10 protein-coding genes and 3 pseudogenes are annotated in these 17,173 nt (G+C 70.8%); 6 read left to right on the top strand and 7 right to left on the bottom strand.

The genetic code is table 11. From position 1 onward, the window contains the following. The first annotated feature begins 43 nt into the window (after nt 1-43). Nucleotides 44-1,567: an aldehyde dehydrogenase family protein gene (locus tag OG295_RS31185; RefSeq protein ID WP_371679945.1), complete on the top strand. Its 1,524-nt coding sequence runs from the start codon at nt 44-46 to the stop codon at nt 1,565-1,567. Between the two features lie 160 nt (nt 1,568-1,727). On the opposite strand, the pseudogene OG295_RS31180 reads toward OG295_RS31185, so the two are convergent. Together OG295_RS31180 and OG295_RS31175 are read right to left on the bottom strand one after the other, a co-directional pair. Continuing rightward, nucleotides 1,728-2,019, bottom strand: a pseudogene (locus tag OG295_RS31180) (SAM-dependent methyltransferase); the annotation flags it as partial. A gap of 135 nt (nt 2,020-2,154) precedes the next feature. Next, complete coding sequence (locus OG295_RS31175) at nt 2,155-3,843, bottom strand: alpha-amylase family glycosyl hydrolase (protein ID WP_371679944.1); 1,689 nt, start codon at nt 3,841-3,843, stop codon at nt 2,155-2,157. Nucleotides 3,844-4,072: 229 nt separating this feature from the next. Between OG295_RS31175 and OG295_RS31170 the strand changes: the two genes are divergently transcribed. Both OG295_RS31170 and OG295_RS31165 read left to right on the top strand, forming a co-directional pair. Further along, on the top strand, nt 4,073-5,539 hold the full coding sequence (locus OG295_RS31170) for a carbamoyltransferase C-terminal domain-containing protein (RefSeq protein ID WP_371679943.1): 1,467 nt from the start codon (nt 4,073-4,075) through the stop codon (nt 5,537-5,539). A 5-nt stretch (nt 5,540-5,544) separates the two neighbouring features. Continuing rightward, nucleotides 5,545-6,288, top strand: a complete 744-nt coding sequence (locus OG295_RS31165; RefSeq protein WP_371681361.1) for a DUF6071 family protein — start codon at nt 5,545-5,547, stop codon at nt 6,286-6,288. 518 nt (nt 6,289-6,806) lie between these two features. On the opposite strand, the gene OG295_RS31160 is transcribed toward OG295_RS31165, so the two are convergent. Further along, nucleotides 6,807-7,010 carry a hypothetical protein gene (locus OG295_RS31160; RefSeq protein ID WP_371679942.1) on the bottom strand — a complete coding sequence of 68 codons (204 nt, stop codon included), beginning with the start codon at nt 7,008-7,010 and terminating at the stop codon, nt 6,807-6,809. A 244-nt stretch (nt 7,011-7,254) separates the two neighbouring features. Between OG295_RS31160 and OG295_RS31155 the strand changes: the two are divergent. Continuing rightward, a pseudogene (locus OG295_RS31155) lies at nt 7,255-7,392 on the top strand (PucR family transcriptional regulator); the annotation flags it as partial. Nucleotides 7,393-7,499: 107 nt separating this feature from the next. On the opposite strand, the gene OG295_RS31150 reads toward OG295_RS31155, so the two are convergent. The 4 genes and pseudogenes from OG295_RS31150 to OG295_RS31135 all read right to left on the bottom strand — a co-directional run bounded on the left by OG295_RS31150 (nt 7,500) and on the right by OG295_RS31135 (nt 11,098). Further along, complete coding sequence (locus OG295_RS31150) at nt 7,500-9,425, bottom strand: ABC transporter permease (RefSeq protein WP_371679941.1); 1,926 nt, start codon at nt 9,423-9,425, stop codon at nt 7,500-7,502. Nucleotides 9,426-9,521: 96 nt separating this feature from the next. Next, on the bottom strand, nt 9,522-10,343 hold the full coding sequence (modA, locus tag OG295_RS31145; protein ID WP_371679940.1) for a molybdate ABC transporter substrate-binding protein: 822 nt from the start codon (nt 10,341-10,343) through the stop codon (nt 9,522-9,524). A gap of 34 nt (nt 10,344-10,377) precedes the next feature. Next, nucleotides 10,378-10,532: pseudogene (locus tag OG295_RS31140) on the bottom strand (MerR family transcriptional regulator); the annotation flags it as partial. A 143-nt stretch (nt 10,533-10,675) separates the two neighbouring features. Further along, the gene (locus tag OG295_RS31135; RefSeq protein WP_371679939.1) at nt 10,676-11,098 is read right to left on the bottom strand and encodes a MarR family winged helix-turn-helix transcriptional regulator; all 423 of its coding nucleotides are present in this window, start codon (nt 11,096-11,098) and stop codon (nt 10,676-10,678) included. Between the two features lie 175 nt (nt 11,099-11,273). Between OG295_RS31135 and eno the strand changes: the two genes are divergently transcribed. Together eno and OG295_RS31125 are read left to right on the top strand one after the other, a co-directional pair. After that, entirely contained in the window at nt 11,274-12,581 is a 1,308-nt protein-coding gene (gene eno / locus OG295_RS31130) for a phosphopyruvate hydratase (RefSeq protein ID WP_371679938.1), read from the top strand. A 300-nt stretch (nt 12,582-12,881) separates the two neighbouring features. After that, a complete protein-coding gene (locus OG295_RS31125; protein WP_371679937.1) occupies nt 12,882-17,120 on the top strand; it encodes a molybdopterin-dependent oxidoreductase in 4,239 nt (1,412 codons plus the stop codon). Nucleotides 17,121-17,173: the final 53 nt, after the last annotated feature.

Genomic DNA, 17,173 nt, shown 5'->3' with positions numbered 1-17,173 from the left:
TGCCGTCCGACGGTGGCCGGCGCCCGGCAAGGGGAGGAACACCATGGCCCGTTACGCTGCGCCCGGGACCGAGGGCGCGCTGATGACGTACGCGTCCCGCTACGACCACTTCATCGGCGGCGAGTACGTCGAACCGGCCCGGGGGCGGTACTTCGAGAACCCCTCCCCCGTGAACGGCCGGCCCTTCACCGAGATCGCGCGGGGCACGGCGGAGGACGTGGAGCGGGCCCTGGACGCGGCGCACGCGGCGGCCCCCGCCTGGGGCCGCACCTCGGTCACCGAGCGGTCCGCGGTCCTGCTGCGCATCGCGGACCGGATGGAGCGGAACCTGGAGGCCCTCGCGGTCGCGGAGACGTGGGAGAACGGCAAGCCGGTCCGCGAGACCCTCGCCGCGGACATACCCCTCGCGATCGACCAGTTCCGCTACTTCGCGGGCGCGCTGCGCGCCCAGGAGGGGGCGCTGAGCCAGCTCGACGACGACACGGTGGCCTACCACTTCCACGAGCCGCTGGGCGTGGTCGCCCAGATCATCCCGTGGAACTTCCCCGTCCTGATGGCCGTGTGGAAACTCGCCCCGGCGCTCACGGCCGGCAACACCGTGGTCCTCAAGCCGGCCGAGCAGACGCCGGCTTCGGTGCACTACTGGCTGAGCCTGGTGTCCGACCTGCTGCCGCCGGGCGTGGTGAACGTCGTCAACGGTTTCGGCGAGGAGGCGGGCAAGCCGCTCGCGTCGAGCCCGCGCGTGGCGAAGGTGGCCTTCACCGGGGAGACCTCGACCGGGCGTCTGATCATGCAGTACGCGGCCGAGCACCTGAAGCCGGTCACCCTGGAGCTCGGCGGCAAGAGTCCGAACCTGTTCTTCGACGACATCTGGACGACGGACGACGACCTGCGCGACAAGGCCCTGGAGGGCTTCACGATGTTCGCGCTGAACCAGGGCGAGGTCTGTACGAGCCCGTCGCGCGCCCTGATCGAGCGCGGCCGGTACGGCGATTTCCTGGACGCGGCGGTCGCCCGTACGGAACTGATCGTGCCGGGCCATCCCCTGGACACGGACACGATGATCGGTGCGCAGGCCTCGGCGGAACAGCTGAGGAAGGTCCTGTCGTACGTGGAGATCGGCCAGCGGGAGGGCGCGAAGGTCCTCACGGGCGGCGGGCGCATCGACCACGGCGGTGACCTGGCGGGCGGTTTCTACGTCCAGCCGACCATCTTCGAGGGGGACAACCGGATGCGGATCTTCCAGGAGGAGATCTTCGGTCCGGTGGTGTCGGTGACGTCCTTCGAGGACTTCGACGACGCCGTGCGCATCGCCAACGACACGTCCTACGGCCTGGGGGCCGGCGTCTGGACCCGCGACATCAACACGGCCTACCGCGCGGGCCGCGCGATCCAGGCGGGCCGCGTCTGGACGAACTGCTACCACGCCTACCCGGCCCATGCCGCCTTCGGCGGGTACAAGCAGTCGGGCATCGGCCGCGAGACCCACAAGATGATGCTGGAGCACTACCAGCAGACGAAGAACCTGCTGGTCAGTTACTCCCCGAAGAAGCTCGGCCTCTTTTGAGCGCCTTCGGCGAGTCCCGCCAGGAGACGCTGGGGGCAGGCGAGATCGCGAGCCATGGGGCAGTGCTGCAGTAGACGGCCGGTCATGTTGCTCCCCCCGCACTGCCTCTGCAATCCCGACAGGGGAACAGGCCAAAAACGAGACTGTTGGGGAACCCCGATCAGCCGGTTCCGTTCCGGTTCGCCCGAAGGCAGGGTGGCGCGGGGTTCACGGCGCGCTCGCGGGGCCGCGGGGGTTGCCTACGCGGCCCTCGAACGCGCCGACCGTCCGTGCACCCTACGGCGTCCCGACGAGCAGGGCACGGGCGAGCACGCGGGTCGTTGTCCGCGTACACGCCCCGTGCGTCGGGAGCGAAGCACTGGGCGACCTCGTGCGTGTTGCCTGCGCTCGGCAGTCCGGTACCGATGGCCAGGGAACAGGCCGCCCCGGCCGACCGGGCAGTCGTCCTTGCCGCCGGTCCCGTAGTTCCATATCCGGGCGGCGTGCGGCTGGGACGTGTCGATGCGCGATTCGATGTCGGTCATACCTTCGACGAATCGCAGCGCTCGGGCAACTCCCCTGTTCTGGTCGCGCAATGCACCCGATGTTCACGTGGCCCGCGCCAAGAAGACGCCTACTCCGAACGCGGGGAGTGTGATGTCCGCGACGAGCGGTCCGCCGGGCGTCCGGTGCACCCGGGCCGCCGGATGGGGCGGGAGGAGGCTCTGCAGGACGGGGTTCGAGAGAGGGGAATGCCGCTCGGGGGAGGCTTTCGGTTCGAAGAGCACACCGACGGGCAATCTACGCGAGGCCGGGCGGGAGCGGGTGTTCAGCACGATCAGTATGCGCTCGCCCTCGTGGTGACGCATGAAGGCGTAGAGTCCCGGCCTGCCCCGTTCCGAGAAGAGCACCTCCTGCTCTCCGAGGTGCAGGGCCTGGCGCCGGCCACGGAGGTCGATGAGCTGCTGGGTCCACCGGAAGAAGACGGAGGAGTTGTCGAAGCTGTCCCCTGCGGAACTGGGCGAGGTGAACTTCCCCTCGGGAAACATGTCCTGCCGGTTCTCCGGGTCGGCGGGATCACAGAGATTCTCCGGGTCCAACCGCCCCGTGCACTGACGGAATCCCTGCTCCGTGCCGTAGTAGATCATGGGGATACCGATCGAGAGGATGACGTGGGCGAGGGCGACCCGGAGGCGTCCATCCGGTTCGCCCTCGCGGAGAAACCGGTAGACGTCGTGGTTGTCGATGAACCGGACGGTGAATCCATGATCACGGCCGAACGCCTTTGACGCGGTGGTGTGACTCTCCTCGAGTTCGCTCGCGGGCGCCCGGCCATGGAGGGCCCAGCTTTGGCGTCGATATTCGCCGTAGTTGTAGACGGCATCCAATCCGAGCGAGAAACAGGAGGCGATCAAAGCGTCGTCGTCGCCCGCGTGCTCACCGATGACGAGAAAGTTCGCCTTTCCGAGACCTGCGGTGTACCTCTTGATGGTCCCGCAGAGCTTGGCCACGAAGGTTCTATCCATGTGCCGCACAGCGTCGAGGCGGAATCCGTCGATGTCAGTCTCCCGGATCCACCAGCACGCGATGAATTCCAGAATCCTCTGTGTCTGCGGATTCTCCGTCGCAAGTCTGCGGTAATCCGGTGGGAAGTCTCCCAGAGTCTCCTGCTCGTTGTCGTTCCAGTCGTCGATGACGCCCCGCCGCGAGAAGTGCTGCGGCGAAGCGAGTTCGAGCGGGCGGATCCCGATCTCCCCGTGCACATCCGCCGGCACCTCCGCGCCCCTCCAGTGATTACTGCCGTCGGCGTACTCGAAGACGGGACCGGCGTGGTTGAGTACGAGGTCGAGCACGACACGGATGCCTCGTCTGTGGGCTTCGGAGACTAGCTGCCGAAGATCCTGCATCGTGCCCAGGCGCGGGTCCACCGCCATCAGATGGCGGGGCGCGTATCCGTGGTACGAGCCCTGGCCGTTGAGTGCGACCGGGGTCAGGTGCAACGCCGTACCGCCGAGCTCGCGGATGTAGTCGAGTCGTGTGGACAGGCCTCGGAGATTCCCCCCGTGGCGCGAAAGGCCATCGGCGGGATCTCCCTCGACCGTCGCCAGGGGCTGGGACTGGAATCGGTCCACGACGAGGGAGTAGAGGACCTCCGCACGCCAGTCCTCCGGCGAGGGGTGGTACCTGCGCTCGCCGGACTTCGCGAGCGAGGTCTCGGCAAGACTCTCCGGCGCCCCGGGCTCAGAAGCGGGTCCGTCCACCCCTGATCGCGAAGGCTGGTCTGCGGCAGAATTCATGGTCGCGACCCTAGGCAGTTGCCGTTTTAGGGTCCAGACCGTGCCACACAGACTCTCTTGTTCCCCTGGGGGTTTCGTGCTTCACTCGAACGCGGACTCGGCCGGCCAGGACTGGGGGGAACCATGATCGGCAAAGCACGCGTCCTGTTTCAGCGGATGGCGTGGGCGCTCAGACGATGGCGTCTGCGGCGTTCCGACCCGTTCATGTACAAGTGATGCGGCCGACATCGTGATCACTTGGGGGATTTCAGCGCTGTCCCATGACGCGTCACTGGCCGTCGTACAGGACAATCGGATCGCGTTCGCCGCACACGCGGAACGCTATTCCCGGATCAAGAACGATGCCTTGCTGCATCCCCGACTGATCCGAGAAGCCATGAGTTTCGGCGCGCCGGACGAAATCGTCTGGTACGAGCGACCTGTATTGAAGAAACTCCGGCATCTGCGCGCCGGGCAGTGGGGCCACGCGACATCGGCATCCGACCTGCCTCGCAGGTACCTGAGAAGCGCCGGCCTGTCACACAGGACGCCCGTCTCGATCGTGGGGCACCACGAAGCGCACGCCTGGGCGGGGATCGCCACGAGCGCGTTCGACGAGGCGGCCGTCATAGTCGCGGATGCCATCGGAGAGTTCGACTGCTTCACGGTCTTCGGCTACTCCCTGGAATCAGGACTCCGGTTACGCTACCGCCGCCGCTACCCGCATAGTCTCGGGCTGTTGTACAGCGCCTTCACCCGGCGGTGCGGCTTCAAGCCGAACGAGGACGAGTACATCCTCATGGGCATGGCCGCGTACGGACAACCACGCCACGTTGACGAGATCCTCGACACCTGGATCACCCTGGATCCGCCCGGCTATCGGCTGGCCTCGAACGTCCATCGGGGCATCGGAGAATGGTTGCCCGAAGCTCGCCCCGAGGACCTCGCCGCGAGCATCCAGGCGGTCACCGAGAGGGTGCTCGTCGAAGCCGCCGTCTGGGCGCGCAAGGAGGTCGGCGCCCCCAATCTGATCCTCATGGGCGGAGTGGCGCTGAACTGCGTGGCCAACTCGGCGATCGCGCGCGAGGCGGGCTTCTCCCGGCTGTGGATCTTCCCGAATCCCGGGGACGCTGGCTCAAGCGTCGGAGCCGCAGCCGCTCAGCTGCGCAAGCCCCTGCGATGGGAGGGTCCGTACCTGGGGACCCGTATCGAGCGCGACCTCGACATCCCGGCCGTGGTGACCAGCCTGAGCACGGACGGCGTAGCCGCCGTCGCCAACGGCGCCGCCGAGTTCGGGCCAAGGGCCCTGGGCAACCGGTCCCTGCTCGCGGACCCGCGGACGGCGAACATGAAGGACCGTGTCAACAGAGTCAAGGGCCGGGAGAAGTTCAGGCCGTTCGCGCCCGTGATCCGGGAGGAACTGCTGCACGAGTACTTCGACGTACCCGTGCCGGCCACCCCGTACATGCAGTTTACCGCCAGGTGCCGTGAGCCGGAAGCGTTCCCCGCCGTGGTGCACGTGGACGGCACCAGCCGGGTACAGAGCGTCGCCCAGCGCGACCATCCCGTCCTGTACGAGCTGCTTCGGCAGTGGGAGACCGAGACGGGCTGCCCCATGCTCCTCAACACGAGCTTGAACTCCCGTGGAGAACCGCTCGTCAACACCTGGCGCGATGCCGAGGCCTTCGGGGACAAGGAAGGAGTGCGCGTCCATTGAGCCCCGTGATGTCCCGCCCCGTCCGCCTCCTCGTCGCCAACGGGTGCAGCTACACCCGTGGAGCAGAGCTGGAGCGCGCACAGGACGCGTGGCCGGCCCTGGTGGCCGAGGCGCTGGGTGTGCCGTTGGTCAACCTGGGCTGCGACGGGGGCTCGAACCGGCGCGTCGTCCGAACCACCGTCGGTCAACTCGACCACCTCGCCGCAGCACACCAGGTGCCCGTCGAGGAGATGCTCGTGCTCTGCATGTGGACCGGCCTCTCACGTCACGAGTGCTACACACGGCGGCGGGACAAAGGGCACGGCTTCCGGCCGGACCTGCCCGACGAGTTGCGCTGGCACCGCCTGAGCCGATGGCGGATCCAGATCGAGGACCAATTGTCCGAGGCTTACTACCGTCACCTTTGGAGCTCCCAAGGGGCCATGACCAACTTCGCGCTGGACTGGCTCATGCTCGACGGTTACCTGCGCTCCAGAGGTGTGCGGGGCAGATACGTCTTCGCCTGGGACGTTCTGCGCTTTCGGCAGGACGAGCAGAGCCGACGGCTGCTCAGCGGGCTGGACCCGGCGACCGTGTACGGCGGTTCGGTGACGAGCTCACGCGTCTCGTTCTATTCGGACATCCTCGGCCGGTTCCCAACGGGCGAGATGCAGCACCCGCTGGAGGAGGCACACGCGTCCTTCGGCGCCTCGCTCACCCGTTGGCTGCGGGATCACGGCATCGCGGGTGCCGCCCCGGGCGGCGGGTGACACGTGAAGCCGTCGAGGCCCTGGCCACCATCGCCCCATCCCTGTCCGAGGCGATGCGGACGAGGCACCCTTCTGCCGATCGACCGCCAGGGCCTGTTCGGCGTGGCCGACGGCTGCTCATCGGCATCTTGGGTGACGCGAACTGCGAGCCGGTTCACGTCCTCCTTGTGACTGGCCGTCAGCACGACGCCGGTAAATGTAAGTGTGCTACCAAGATCCGACCGAGGAAGAGCGGTCGTTCCAGCCGCAAGGCGTCAGCGAGAACAGCTCCGTATACGGAGTTCCGCAGGATACGACGTGATACCAGAACGGGCGCCCTCGAAGAGGCCGTCGCCGCAGTCCCCGCCGACACGCTGCCGGCCGGCCGCTGCACAGCCTGGCCGCGCACACCATGAGACGGACCATGGACATGGACACCCTGCACAAGGCCAGACAGGCCCGGAACCGGATGGCCCACGAGGGCGCCTCGGTCGGCGCCCTATGGTGCGTGAACCGCGACCGAATCCTTCAGCACGCCGTCAAGCTTCGCGCCGCCGTGACAGATCTCGCACTCGGTTCTTGCCCTCGCGGATCAGGTTGCGGATCGCCGCCGTGCCCACCGGCACCTCGAAGGCGGCCACCCGGCCCCCGCCGGTCCGGAGGATGAGCGTCTGGTTGAGGATGCCGACCAGGGTCTGCGCCAATTGCAGCCGGATCTGCGGCTGTTGCCCGGACGGAAACACGATCGGGTCCCGACTGCACGTCGCCGTCGTCGTGCTGCGAGGGACGCCTGGCCACCGCCGGGGCCGGTGGCGTCCGTGGTGTCGGCGGGCGCGCCGGGAGCCGGGGGCGTGAAGCCGGTGATCGCGGAGACCGACGCCGGTTTCGCGAGCACGGCCGGATAGGTCGTGAACGGCACCGGCTCCGGTGGGATTCCGATCACCGGGCGGAGGTATCCGGTGGCCGGGCTGATGCCGAGATCCGGGCGTGCGGGCCTTCACCTACCGGCTGGAGCGGATCCACCGGTTCACCGGCGCCGACCCGACCGACCAGGCCCACCGCTACACGCTCCGGACCGCTGTCATCGGCGCCCGCCTCCTCGACTGGCCCGCCAACGATCCGTGACCTCGCCGGAGGGGGCCGGCGGAACCGTCCCGATCTCTGCGGCGGCTGGCCCGGGACGTCATGGACTGCCGTTCGGCGGCAGCGGGACGCCGGGCCCCGGACCGGGCTCAGAGTTCGACGAGGGTGATCTCCGTGGCCTTGAGGCCGGCCCAGACGTCGGTGCCGTCGGCAAGGGCGAGCTCGGTGGCGGCCTGGGGGGTGATCTCGGCGATGAGGTCCGGGATCCGGTCGGAGGTGATCAGGATCCGCAGGCGGCTGCCGACGACGGTGATCTCGCGGACCGTGCCGGGCCACACGTTGCGGGGGCTGCCGGTGGGCTTGTCGCGGTGGAGGGACACGGACTCGGGAGCGATGATCGCCAGTGCCCTGGCGCCTTCGGGGAGCGGGTCGGCGGCGACCAGGGTGCCGCCGGTCGCGAGGGTGAGGCCTGCGCGGGTGGCGGTGCAGGGCCAGGCGTTGCGGCCGAGCATGCGGGCCACCCACGGGGAGCGGGGGTGGCGGGTGACTTCGGCGGGCGGAGCGTCCTGGAGGGTGCGGCCGTCGGCGAGGACGAGGACCCGGTCGGCGAGCGAGACGGCCTCGACCGGGTCGTGGGTGACGATGAGGCAGACCCCGCCGAAGCCGGCGAGGTGGCGGCGCAGGGTGTGACGTACGTGGCCGCGGGTGGTCTGGTCGAGGGCGGCCAGCGGTTCGTCGAGGAGCAGCAGGCGGGGACGGGCCGCGAGGGCGCGGGCGAGGGCGACGCGCTGGGCCTGGCCGCCGGAGAGTTCGGCGGGCTTGCGGTGGGCGAGGTGGCCGACGCCGAGCCGGTCGAGCCAGCGGCGGGCCTCCGTGCGGGCCTCGGCCTTCGGCATGCCGTGGGCGCGGAGCCCGTAGGCGGTGTTGGCGAGGGCGTTCAGGTGCGGGAAGAGCGCGCCGTCCTGCGGGACCCAGGCGACGTGCCGCTTGTGCGGGGGCAGGGCGGTCACGTCGAGGTCGCCGAGCCTGAGTTCGGCGTGGGCGCGCGGGGTCAGGCCGAGGAGGGCCCGGAGCAGGGTGGTCTTGCCGGCGCCGTTCTCGCCCACGACGGCGATGGTGGTGCCCGGCTCGGCGTCCAGGGTGAGCTCGTTGAAGCCGGTCACCTCCGCGTGCAGCGGCCAGGGCTCCGTCGTGTGCACGGGCGCCGGCGGTTCGGTGGCGGCCGGGACCGCGGCGGCCGGCTCCGGCTCGGCGGAGCCGGCGCGGGGGCGGCCGACCGAGCCGGTCCAGCGGCCGCGCAGGGCGACCAGGACGCCCATGGCGATCGCCAGCAGGAGCAGGGAGACGGAGGTGGCGGCCTCGGGCGCGTCCTGGAGGAGCAGGTAGACCTGGAGCGGCAGGGTCTGGGTCTCGCCCGGCAGGTTCCCCGCGAAGGTGATCGTGGCACCGAACTCGCCGAGCGCGCGGGCCCACGCGAGGGCCGCTCCGGCGGCGAGCCCGGGGGCGACCATCGGGAGGGTGACGGTGAAGAACACCCGGACGGGGGAGGCGCCGAGGGAGGACGCCGTTTCCTCGTAGGTGGGCTTGAGGCCCGCGAGGGTGCCCTCCAGGCTGATGATGAGGAACGGCATCGCGACGAAGGTCGCGGCGAGGACCGCGCCGGAGGTGTGGAACGGGAAGACGATCCCGAAGGTGTCCTCCAGCCAGGGGCCGAGCAGTCCGCGCCGTCCGAAGCCGAGGAGGAGGGCGACGCCGCCGACGGTCGGCGGCAGCACCATCGGCAGCAGGACCAGGGACCGTACGAGGGTCTTGCCGGGGAACTCCACCCGGGCCAGCAGCCACGCCAGGGGCACGCCCAGGACCAGGGACAGTCCGAGCGCGGCGAAGGAGACGATCAGCGACAGCTTGAGCGCTTCGACCACGCCCGGGCTGGTCAGGTGGGTGCCGAGTTCGCTCCACTGGGTGCGTACCAGGATGCCGATGAGCGGCAGCAGCAGGAACGCGATAGCCAGCAGCGCGGGCAGCGCCAGGGCGATGGAGGGGCGGGTGCCGGATATCCGGCGGCCACGGAGCATGAAGGGCGGTCCTCGGCGGGAGTCGGGGCGGGGCGCGGTGGGCCGCTGGGGGCCACCCGTGGGGGCGGCCCCCGTTCGGCGTGCCGGCCGGGCCGGCTACGGCTTCTGGAAGCCCGCGTCCTGGAGGTACTTCTGGCCCTGGGGACCGGAGAGCCAGGTCAGGAAGGCATCGGCCGCGGCGGGGTGCTTCGAGCCCTTGAGGGAGGCGGCCGGGTAGGAGGCGACGGCGTTCTGGTCGTCGGGGATGTCGACGGCGACGACCTTGTCCTCGGCGGTGGCGGCGTCCGTCTTGTAGACCAGGCCGGCGTCGGCCTCGCCGAGCTCGATCTTGGACAGGACGGCGCGCACGCTGGGCTCCTGGGAGACCGGCTTCACGTCGATCTTCCGGGCGTCGAGGATCTGCCGGGAGTAGCGGCCGGCCGGGACCTCGGGTGCGGCGAGCACGACCTTGATCTTCGTGTCGGCGAGGTCCTTCAGGTTGTCGATCTTGCGGGGGTTCCCCTTGCCGGTCGCGATGACCAGACGGTTCTTCGCGATGACCTTCGGGTCGTTCGTGTCGCCCTTCAGCCCGTCCATGGTCTTGGTGTCGGCCGTGACGAGTACGTCGGCGGGCGCGCCCTGCTTGACCTGTGCGGCCAGCTCCTGCGAACCGGCGAAGGAGAAGGTGAGCTTCGTGCCCGGGTGCGTCTTCTCGTACGCGGCGCCCGCGGCCTTGAAGACGTCGGTGAGGGAGGCCGCGGCCAGGACCGTCAGGTCCGCCTTCGGGACCCCCGACTCGGAGCTGCCGGCGCTGGCGGCGGTCGTGGTGTCCTTGCTGTCGTCTCCGGAGCAGGCGGCCAGCACCGGGATCAGGAGCGCACCGGCGAGCAGGCCGGCGGCGGTGCGGCGGGTGCGGCGGGTGGTGAGGATTCGGGGCATGGTCGCTGGTTCTCCTGAGACTGAAGGGGACCGTCAGGTCCCGTCCGTCGATGAGGCGGCGCCCCGAGCGTTCACGGCCCTCCCGGTCGGCGGGAACGTGCCGGCGTCGGCCCGGCGGCGTGCGGTGTCGGGGCTCACGCCGAGCGGACGTGCGGCCTGACCCGCGGTGTGGTGCCGCATGTGCGACACGCTAGGGAGGGAACGTCGGCATCTGCAATGTGACCATGCCTCTGCATATCAGGGCAGATGCGACGGGGCGAGCCGAAAACCCCCGAACGAGGCGCTCGCGGGTTCCGGGGAGGGCGCGGCCAGGGGACGTCCCCTCCGGCGCTCTAGCGCGCGGCGAGCCGCTCCAGCAGGGTGGCGCTCCGGGCCAGCAGCGCCCGCTCGTCATCCGTGAGCTCGGCCTCGATGGCCTGGGCGAGCCAGCCGGCCCTGCGGCCGCGCTCGGCTTCGAGCGCGGTCCGGCCCGCGTCCGACAGCTCGACCAGCGACTTGCGGCCGTCCGTGGGGTGCGCCCGGCGCGTGATCAGGTCCTGCTCCATGAGGAGCCCCACCGCCCGTGCCATCGACTGGGGGCGTACCCGCTGATCGGCGGCGAGGTCACTGGTGGTCATGGCGCCGTTGCGGTCGAGTGCGCCGAGCACGGCGGCCTGGCCCAGCGGGATGCGGTCCTCGTGCTTGACGCGCCGGGTGAGCTTGCCCATCGCGGTGCGCAGTTCTGCGGCGATGGCGGCGGCTTCCGAGGTGGGCATACGGCACTTTACCCCGCTGTGCAGCATTGCTGCGCACCTGACCTGCACAGCCATGCTGTACAGCAATGCTGTTCAGCAAAACTGCACAGCATGGCTGTATGGTTTGGACTTGTCGGGCCCAGCGCCAGCGCTGTCGCAGCCGGGGCCCGGCACATGACAACGGGGAGGAACCACCATGTCCGCACGGGCAGCCGGGAACGTCGACGCCGGCATCGAGACCGTCACCGCACGCCGGATCATCGACAGCCGGGGCAACCCCACGGTCGAGGTCGACGTCGTCCTGACGGACGGGTCCCTGGGGCGCGCGGCCGTCCCCTCCGGCGCCTCCACCGGCGCCCGGGAGGCCGTGGAACTGCGCGACGGAGACTCCGCGCGCTGGCACGGCAAGGGCGTCGACCGCGCGGTCGCCCACGTCAACGGGGAGATCGCGGCGTGCGTGCGCGGCCGGGACGCGGCGGACCAGGCGGGGCTCGACGCCGCGCTGGTCGGCCTCGACGGCACCGCCACGAAGTCGCGGCTCGGCGCCAACGCGGTGCTCGGCGTCTCCCTCGCCACCGCCAAGGCCGCCGCGGCGGCCCACCGCCAGCCGCTCTACCGCTACCTCGGCGGCGCCGACGCCCACCGCCTGCCGCTGCCGATGATGAACATCGTCAACGGCGGGGCGCACGCCGACAATCCGCTGGACTTCCAGGAGTTCATGATCGCTCCCGTGGGCGCGGACACCTTCGCCGAAGCCGTCCGCATGGGCAGCGAGGTCTTCCACACCCTGCGCCGCGACCTGCTGGCCGCCGGGCACTCCACGGGCGTCGGCGACGAGGGCGGCTTCGCGCCCGCGCTGCGTACCGCCGAGGAGGCGCTCGACTTCGTGGTGGCCGCCATCGAGCGCACCGGCTACCGCCCGGGCACGGACATCGGCCTGATCATGGACCCGGCCTCGTCGGAGTTCTTCCGCGACGGGGTGTACGACTACGCCGGCGAGGGGGTGCGCCGCACCCCCTCCCAGAACGCCGACTACCTGGCCAAGCTCATCGACGCCTACCCGATCGTCTCCGTCGAGGACCCGATGGCGGAGAACGACCTGGACGGCTGGCGCGAGCTGACCGCCCGCGTCGGCGACCGCTGCCAGCTCACCGGCGACGACGTGTTCTGCACCGACGAGAGGCTCCTGCGCGAGGGCATCCGCACCGGAGTCGGCAACTCGATCCTCATCAAGGTCAACCAGATCGGAACCCTGACCGAGGCGCTGTCCGCGGTGGCCACGGCCCACCGGGCGGGCTGGACGGCCGTCATGTCGCACCGCTCGGGCGAGACGGAGGACACCACCATCGCGGATCTGGCGGTGGCCACCGGCTGCGGCCAGATCAAGACCGGCTCGCTCTCCCGCTCCGACCGCACGGCGAAGTACAACCAACTGATCCGGATCGAAGAGGAACTGGGCGACTCGGCACGCTACGCGGGCCGCTCCGCACTGCGCCGGGCGTGACCGGCCGGCAGGCGTAGGGACCGCGCGGGCCCCCGGTCACGGTCGGGGGCCCGCTCGCGTACCTGCGGGGGGACACGGGCGGTGGAGCGCCGCACGGGGCGCGTCGCGCCGGTCACCGCCGTGGCGCTCACACCGAGGGGGCGAGCGGTGTGCGGGCCGGTTTACACGCGGCACCCGCGGGGCGTGATCGCCCGGTAATGCGCTCTTCCTACGGTCGTGGCCGTGGGGACCTCCCCACTCCTGCCGCGGCTCACCCGGTTCGCGCGGGGCGAGGACGGTGGCCCTGGGGAAGGAGTCTCGGTGACGACGCCGGATGCGAAGGCGGAGAGCGTACGGACGGTCTGCTCGTACTGCGGAGTCGGCTGCGGCATCCTGCTCGGCATCGGCCGGGACCCCGCCACCGGCCGGCGGACCGCCGAGAAGGCCTCCGGGGACAAGAACCACCCGACGAACTTCGGGCGGCTCTGCACGAAGGGCTCGACCAGCGCCGACATGATGGCCGCCGCCGGGCGGGCCGCCACGGCTCTGGTCCGCGCCGAGCGCGGCGCCGAGCCCGTGGAGGCCGACGTGGACGCGGCGATCACGGCCGTGGCCGGGCGGCTGCGCTCGATCCTCGACGAGCACGGCCCCGACGCGCTGTCCTTCTACGTCTCCGGGCAGATGTCGCTGGAGGCGCAGTACCTGGCGAACAAGCTGGCGAAGGGGTTCGTGGGGACGAACCAGATCGAGTCCAACTCCCGCCTGTGCATGGCCAGCGCCGGCTCCGGCTACAAACTCTCGCTGGGCGCGGACGGACCCCCCGGGTCCTACCGGGACTTCGACCGGGCCGACGCCTTCTTCGTGATCGGCGCGAACATGGCCGACTGCCATCCGATCCTGTTCCTGCGGATGATGGACCGGGTGAAGGCGGCCGGCGCCAAGCTGATCGTCGTCGACCCGCGCCGCAACGCCACCGCGGACAAGGCCGACCTGTTCCTGCAGATCAAGCCGGGAACGGACCTGGCGCTGCTGAACGGGCTGCTGCACCTGCTGGTGGAGGACGGGAACACGGACGAGACGTTCATCGCCGAGTTCACGGACGGCTGGGAGGAGATGCCCGGCTTCCTGGCGGACTACCCGCCGGCGAAGGTCGCCGAGATCACCGGGATACCGGAAGCGGACATCCGGCAGGCCGCGCGGTGGATCGGCGAGGCCGGCGAGTGGATGAGCTGCTGGACCATGGGGCTCAACCAGTCCACGCACGGCACCTGGAACACCAACGCCCTGGTCAACCTCCACCTCGCCACCGGGGCGATCTGCCGCCCCGGTTCCGGCCCCTTCTCGCTGACCGGCCAGCCGAACGCGATGGGCGGCCGCGAGATGGGCTACATGGGCCCGGGGCTGCCCGGCCAGCGCTCCGTCCTCGTGGACGAGGAGCGCGCCTTCGTCGAGGAGCTGTGGGGCATCGCGGCCGGAACGCTGCGCACCGAGGTGGGGCGCGGGACGGTGGAGATGTTCGAGCGGATGGCCGCGGGCGACATCAAGGCGTGCTGGATCATCTGCACCAACCCGGTCGCGTCGGTCGCCAACCGCAAGTCCGTCATCGCCGGCCTGGAGGCCGCCGAACTGGTCATCACGCAGGACGTGTTCGCCGAGACGGAGACGAACGCGTACGCCGACGTGGTGCTGCCCGCCACGCTGTGGGCGGAGTCCGACGGCGTCATGGTCAACTCGGAGCGGAACCTCACCCTCGTCCAGGGCGTCGTCGACCCGCCCGGGCAGGCGCTGCCGGACTGGCAGCTGATCGCCCGCGTCGCCCGCGCGATGGGATTCACCGGAGCCTTCACGTACGCGAGCGCCGAGGAGGTCTTCGACGAGCTCAAGCGGGCCTGGAACCCGAAGACCGGCTGGGACCTGCGCGGGGTCGGCTACCGGCGCCTGCGCGAGACCCCGGTCCAGTGGCCGGCGCCGTCCGAGGACGGCGACGACCGCAACCCGATCCGCTACCTCAACGACGGCGTCAGCCAGACCCTCCTGGAACGCGCGGACGGGACCCGGCCGCGGCTGGCCTTCCCCACGGCCACCGGCCGTGCCCACTTCTTGGGGCGTCCCCACCTGCCCGCCTCCGAACTCCCCGACGACGACTATCCGTTCGTGCTGAACACGGGCCGCCTGCAGCACCAGTGGCACACCCTCACCAAGACCGGCAAGGTGGCCAGGCTCAACAAGCTGAACCCGGGCCCGTTCGTCGAGCTCCATCCCGAGGACGCCGCCGCGATGGGCGCCGAGGAGGGGGACCACGTCGAGGTCGCCTCCCGGCGCGGTCGCGCCGTCCTGCCCGCCGTCGTCACCGACCGCGTGCGCCCGGGGAACTGCTTCGCACCGTTCCACTGGAACGACCTGTTCGGGGAGTACCTCAGCATCAACGCCGTCACCAACGACGCCGTCGACCCGGTCTCGTTCCAGCCCGAGTTCAAGGCCTGCGCCGTGGCGCTGCGCGTGGTGGCCGCCCGGGAGCCCGAGGAGGCCGTTGCCGTGCCCGCGCCCGCCGCCCCGTCCGCCCCCTCCATCCCGTCCGTCGCGGCCGTCCCGTCCGTCGCGGCGCAGCAGTCGCAGGCCGGAGGCGTGGCCACGGCCGTGTCCGCCCTCGCCGCCCTCTTCGGCCTCACCGACCTCACCGGACCGGCGCTGGAGGAGCCGGAGCGCACCTACCTCTCCGGATACCTGTCGGGCGTCACGCTGGCACCGCCCGGCGGCGTCCCGGTACTGCCCGCGACCGCGCCCTTCGCCCCCGCGACGGCGCGGTGGGTGGACGGCGTGCTGGCCGGTATGTTCTCCCGCACGGCCACGGACACGGCCACCACGCCCACCGCCCCCGCCTCCCCCGACCGGGCCGGCACCGCTTCCCCCGAAGTCGTCACGACCCGCAGGCTCATCGTGCTGTGGGCCTCGCAGACCGGTAACGCCGAGGAGTTCGCCGCCACCGCGGCCGCCCGTCTCACCGGGACCGGCCATGCCCCGGCCCTGCTCTCCATGGCCGACCTCACCCCCGCGCAGCTCACCGCCGACAGTGACCTGCTGATCGTCACCAGCACCTTCGGCGACGGCGACAGTCCTGACAACGGCGCCGGCTTCTGGCAGGCGCTCGCCGCCCCCGATGCCGCCCGGCTGGACGGCCTGCGCTACGCCGTGCTGGCGTTCGGCGACTCCGGCTACGACGACTTCTGCGGCCACGGGCGCCGCCTGGACGAACGCCTCGCGGAACTCGGTGCCACCCGCCTGCACCCCCGCACCGACTGCGAACCCGACTACGACGAAGCCACCGGGCAGTGGCTCGACCGGATCACCGCCGCCCTCGCCCCATCGGCCGGCCGACAGCCCGCGACGGCATCCGCCACCTCCGCCGGGGTCGTCACCACAGGTGCGGCGGCGCCCGGCAGCTACTCCAAGGCCTCTCCGTTCGCGACCCTGCTGATCGGGAACCGGCTGCTCAGCCTGCCCGGATCACAAAAGGAGGTGCGGCAGTTCGCCTTCGACACCCGCGACGGCGAGCTCGCCTACGAGCCCGGTGACGCCCTCGGCGTATGGCCGGCCAACGGCTCGGTCCTCGTGGCCGAATGGCTCGCCCTCACCGGCCTCGACCCCGACGAGGACATCGCCTTCCCCGACGGGGCGCACCTGCCCCTCCGCGAGGCACTGCGGACCCGCTTCGACATCGCCCGCATCACCCCGGAACTCCTCAGGTTCGTCGCCACCCGTACCGGAGACCGGGACCTCCAGCGGCTGCTGCGCCCCGACAACAAGGGCGAGTTGGCCAAATGGAGCTGGGGACGGCAGGCCGCCGACGTCATCGGCGCCTTCCCCGTCCGGGCCTCCACCGCCGAGTGGACCGGCGTCCTCAAGCGGCTCCAGCCCCGGCTGTACTCCATCTCCTCCAGCCCGCTCGCGCACCCGGGCGAGGTCCGGCTGACGGTGTCCGTCGTCCGCTACACCAACGACACGGGCCGCGACCGCTCGGGCGTCTGCTCCACCTATCTGGCGGACTGCGCCGACGACGGCCCCGTACAGGTGTTCGTCCAGCGGTCGCCGCACTTCCGCCCGCCCGCCGGATCCGCCACACCCATGATCATGGTCGGTCCGGGTACCGGCGTGGCACCGTTCATCGGATTCCTGGAAGACCGCCTGGCGAAGGGACACACCGGCCCCAACTGGCTGTTCTTCGGCGAGCAGCGCGAGGCCACCGACTTCTACCACCGTGAGACGCTGGCGGCCTTCCGCTCCTCCGGCCACCTCGACCGGCTCGACGTCGCCTTCTCGCGCGATCAGCGCAACAAGATCTACGTGCAGGACCGGATGCGCGAGCACGGCCCTCGTCTGTGGCGGTGGCTGCGGGACGGCGCGCACTTCTACGTCTGCGGCGACGCCGGCCGTATGGCCAAGGACGTGGACCGGGCCCTGCACGAGATCATCGCGGCGCACGGCGGCATGGACGAGGAATCGGCTGCCGCGTACGTCCGGCAGCTCGCCGGCGACAAGCGCTACGTCCGTGACGTCTACTGACCGGCCCCCGCCCCCGCCGCGCGACCCACGCCCCGCGACCGGACCGCCTTCGA

The sequence above is a fragment of the Streptomyces sp. NBC_01276 genome (assembly GCF_041435355.1).
Classification (GTDB): Bacteria; Actinomycetota; Actinomycetes; order Streptomycetales; family Streptomycetaceae; genus Streptomyces.
This window is presented reverse-complemented; position numbering and strand designations above follow the sequence as displayed.

What these genes read in the sequence shown, in the direction of transcription:
- OG295_RS31185 (WP_371679945.1), top strand. Translation starts at nt 44, where the DNA reads ATGGCCCGTTACGCTGCGCCCGGGACCGAGGGCGCGCTGATGACGTAC.
- OG295_RS31175 (WP_371679944.1), bottom strand. Translation starts at nt 3,843, where the DNA reads ATGAATTCTGCCGCAGACCAGCCTTCGCGATCAGGGGTGGACGGACCC.
- OG295_RS31150 (WP_371679941.1), bottom strand. Translation starts at nt 9,425, where the DNA reads ATGCTCCGTGGCCGCCGGATATCCGGCACCCGCCCCTCCATCGCCCTG.
- modA (WP_371679940.1), bottom strand. Translation starts at nt 10,343, where the DNA reads ATGCCCCGAATCCTCACCACCCGCCGCACCCGCCGCACCGCCGCCGGC.
- OG295_RS31135 (WP_371679939.1), bottom strand. Translation starts at nt 11,098, where the DNA reads ATGCCCACCTCGGAAGCCGCCGCCATCGCCGCAGAACTGCGCACCGCG.
- eno (WP_371679938.1), top strand. Translation starts at nt 11,274, where the DNA reads ATGTCCGCACGGGCAGCCGGGAACGTCGACGCCGGCATCGAGACCGTC.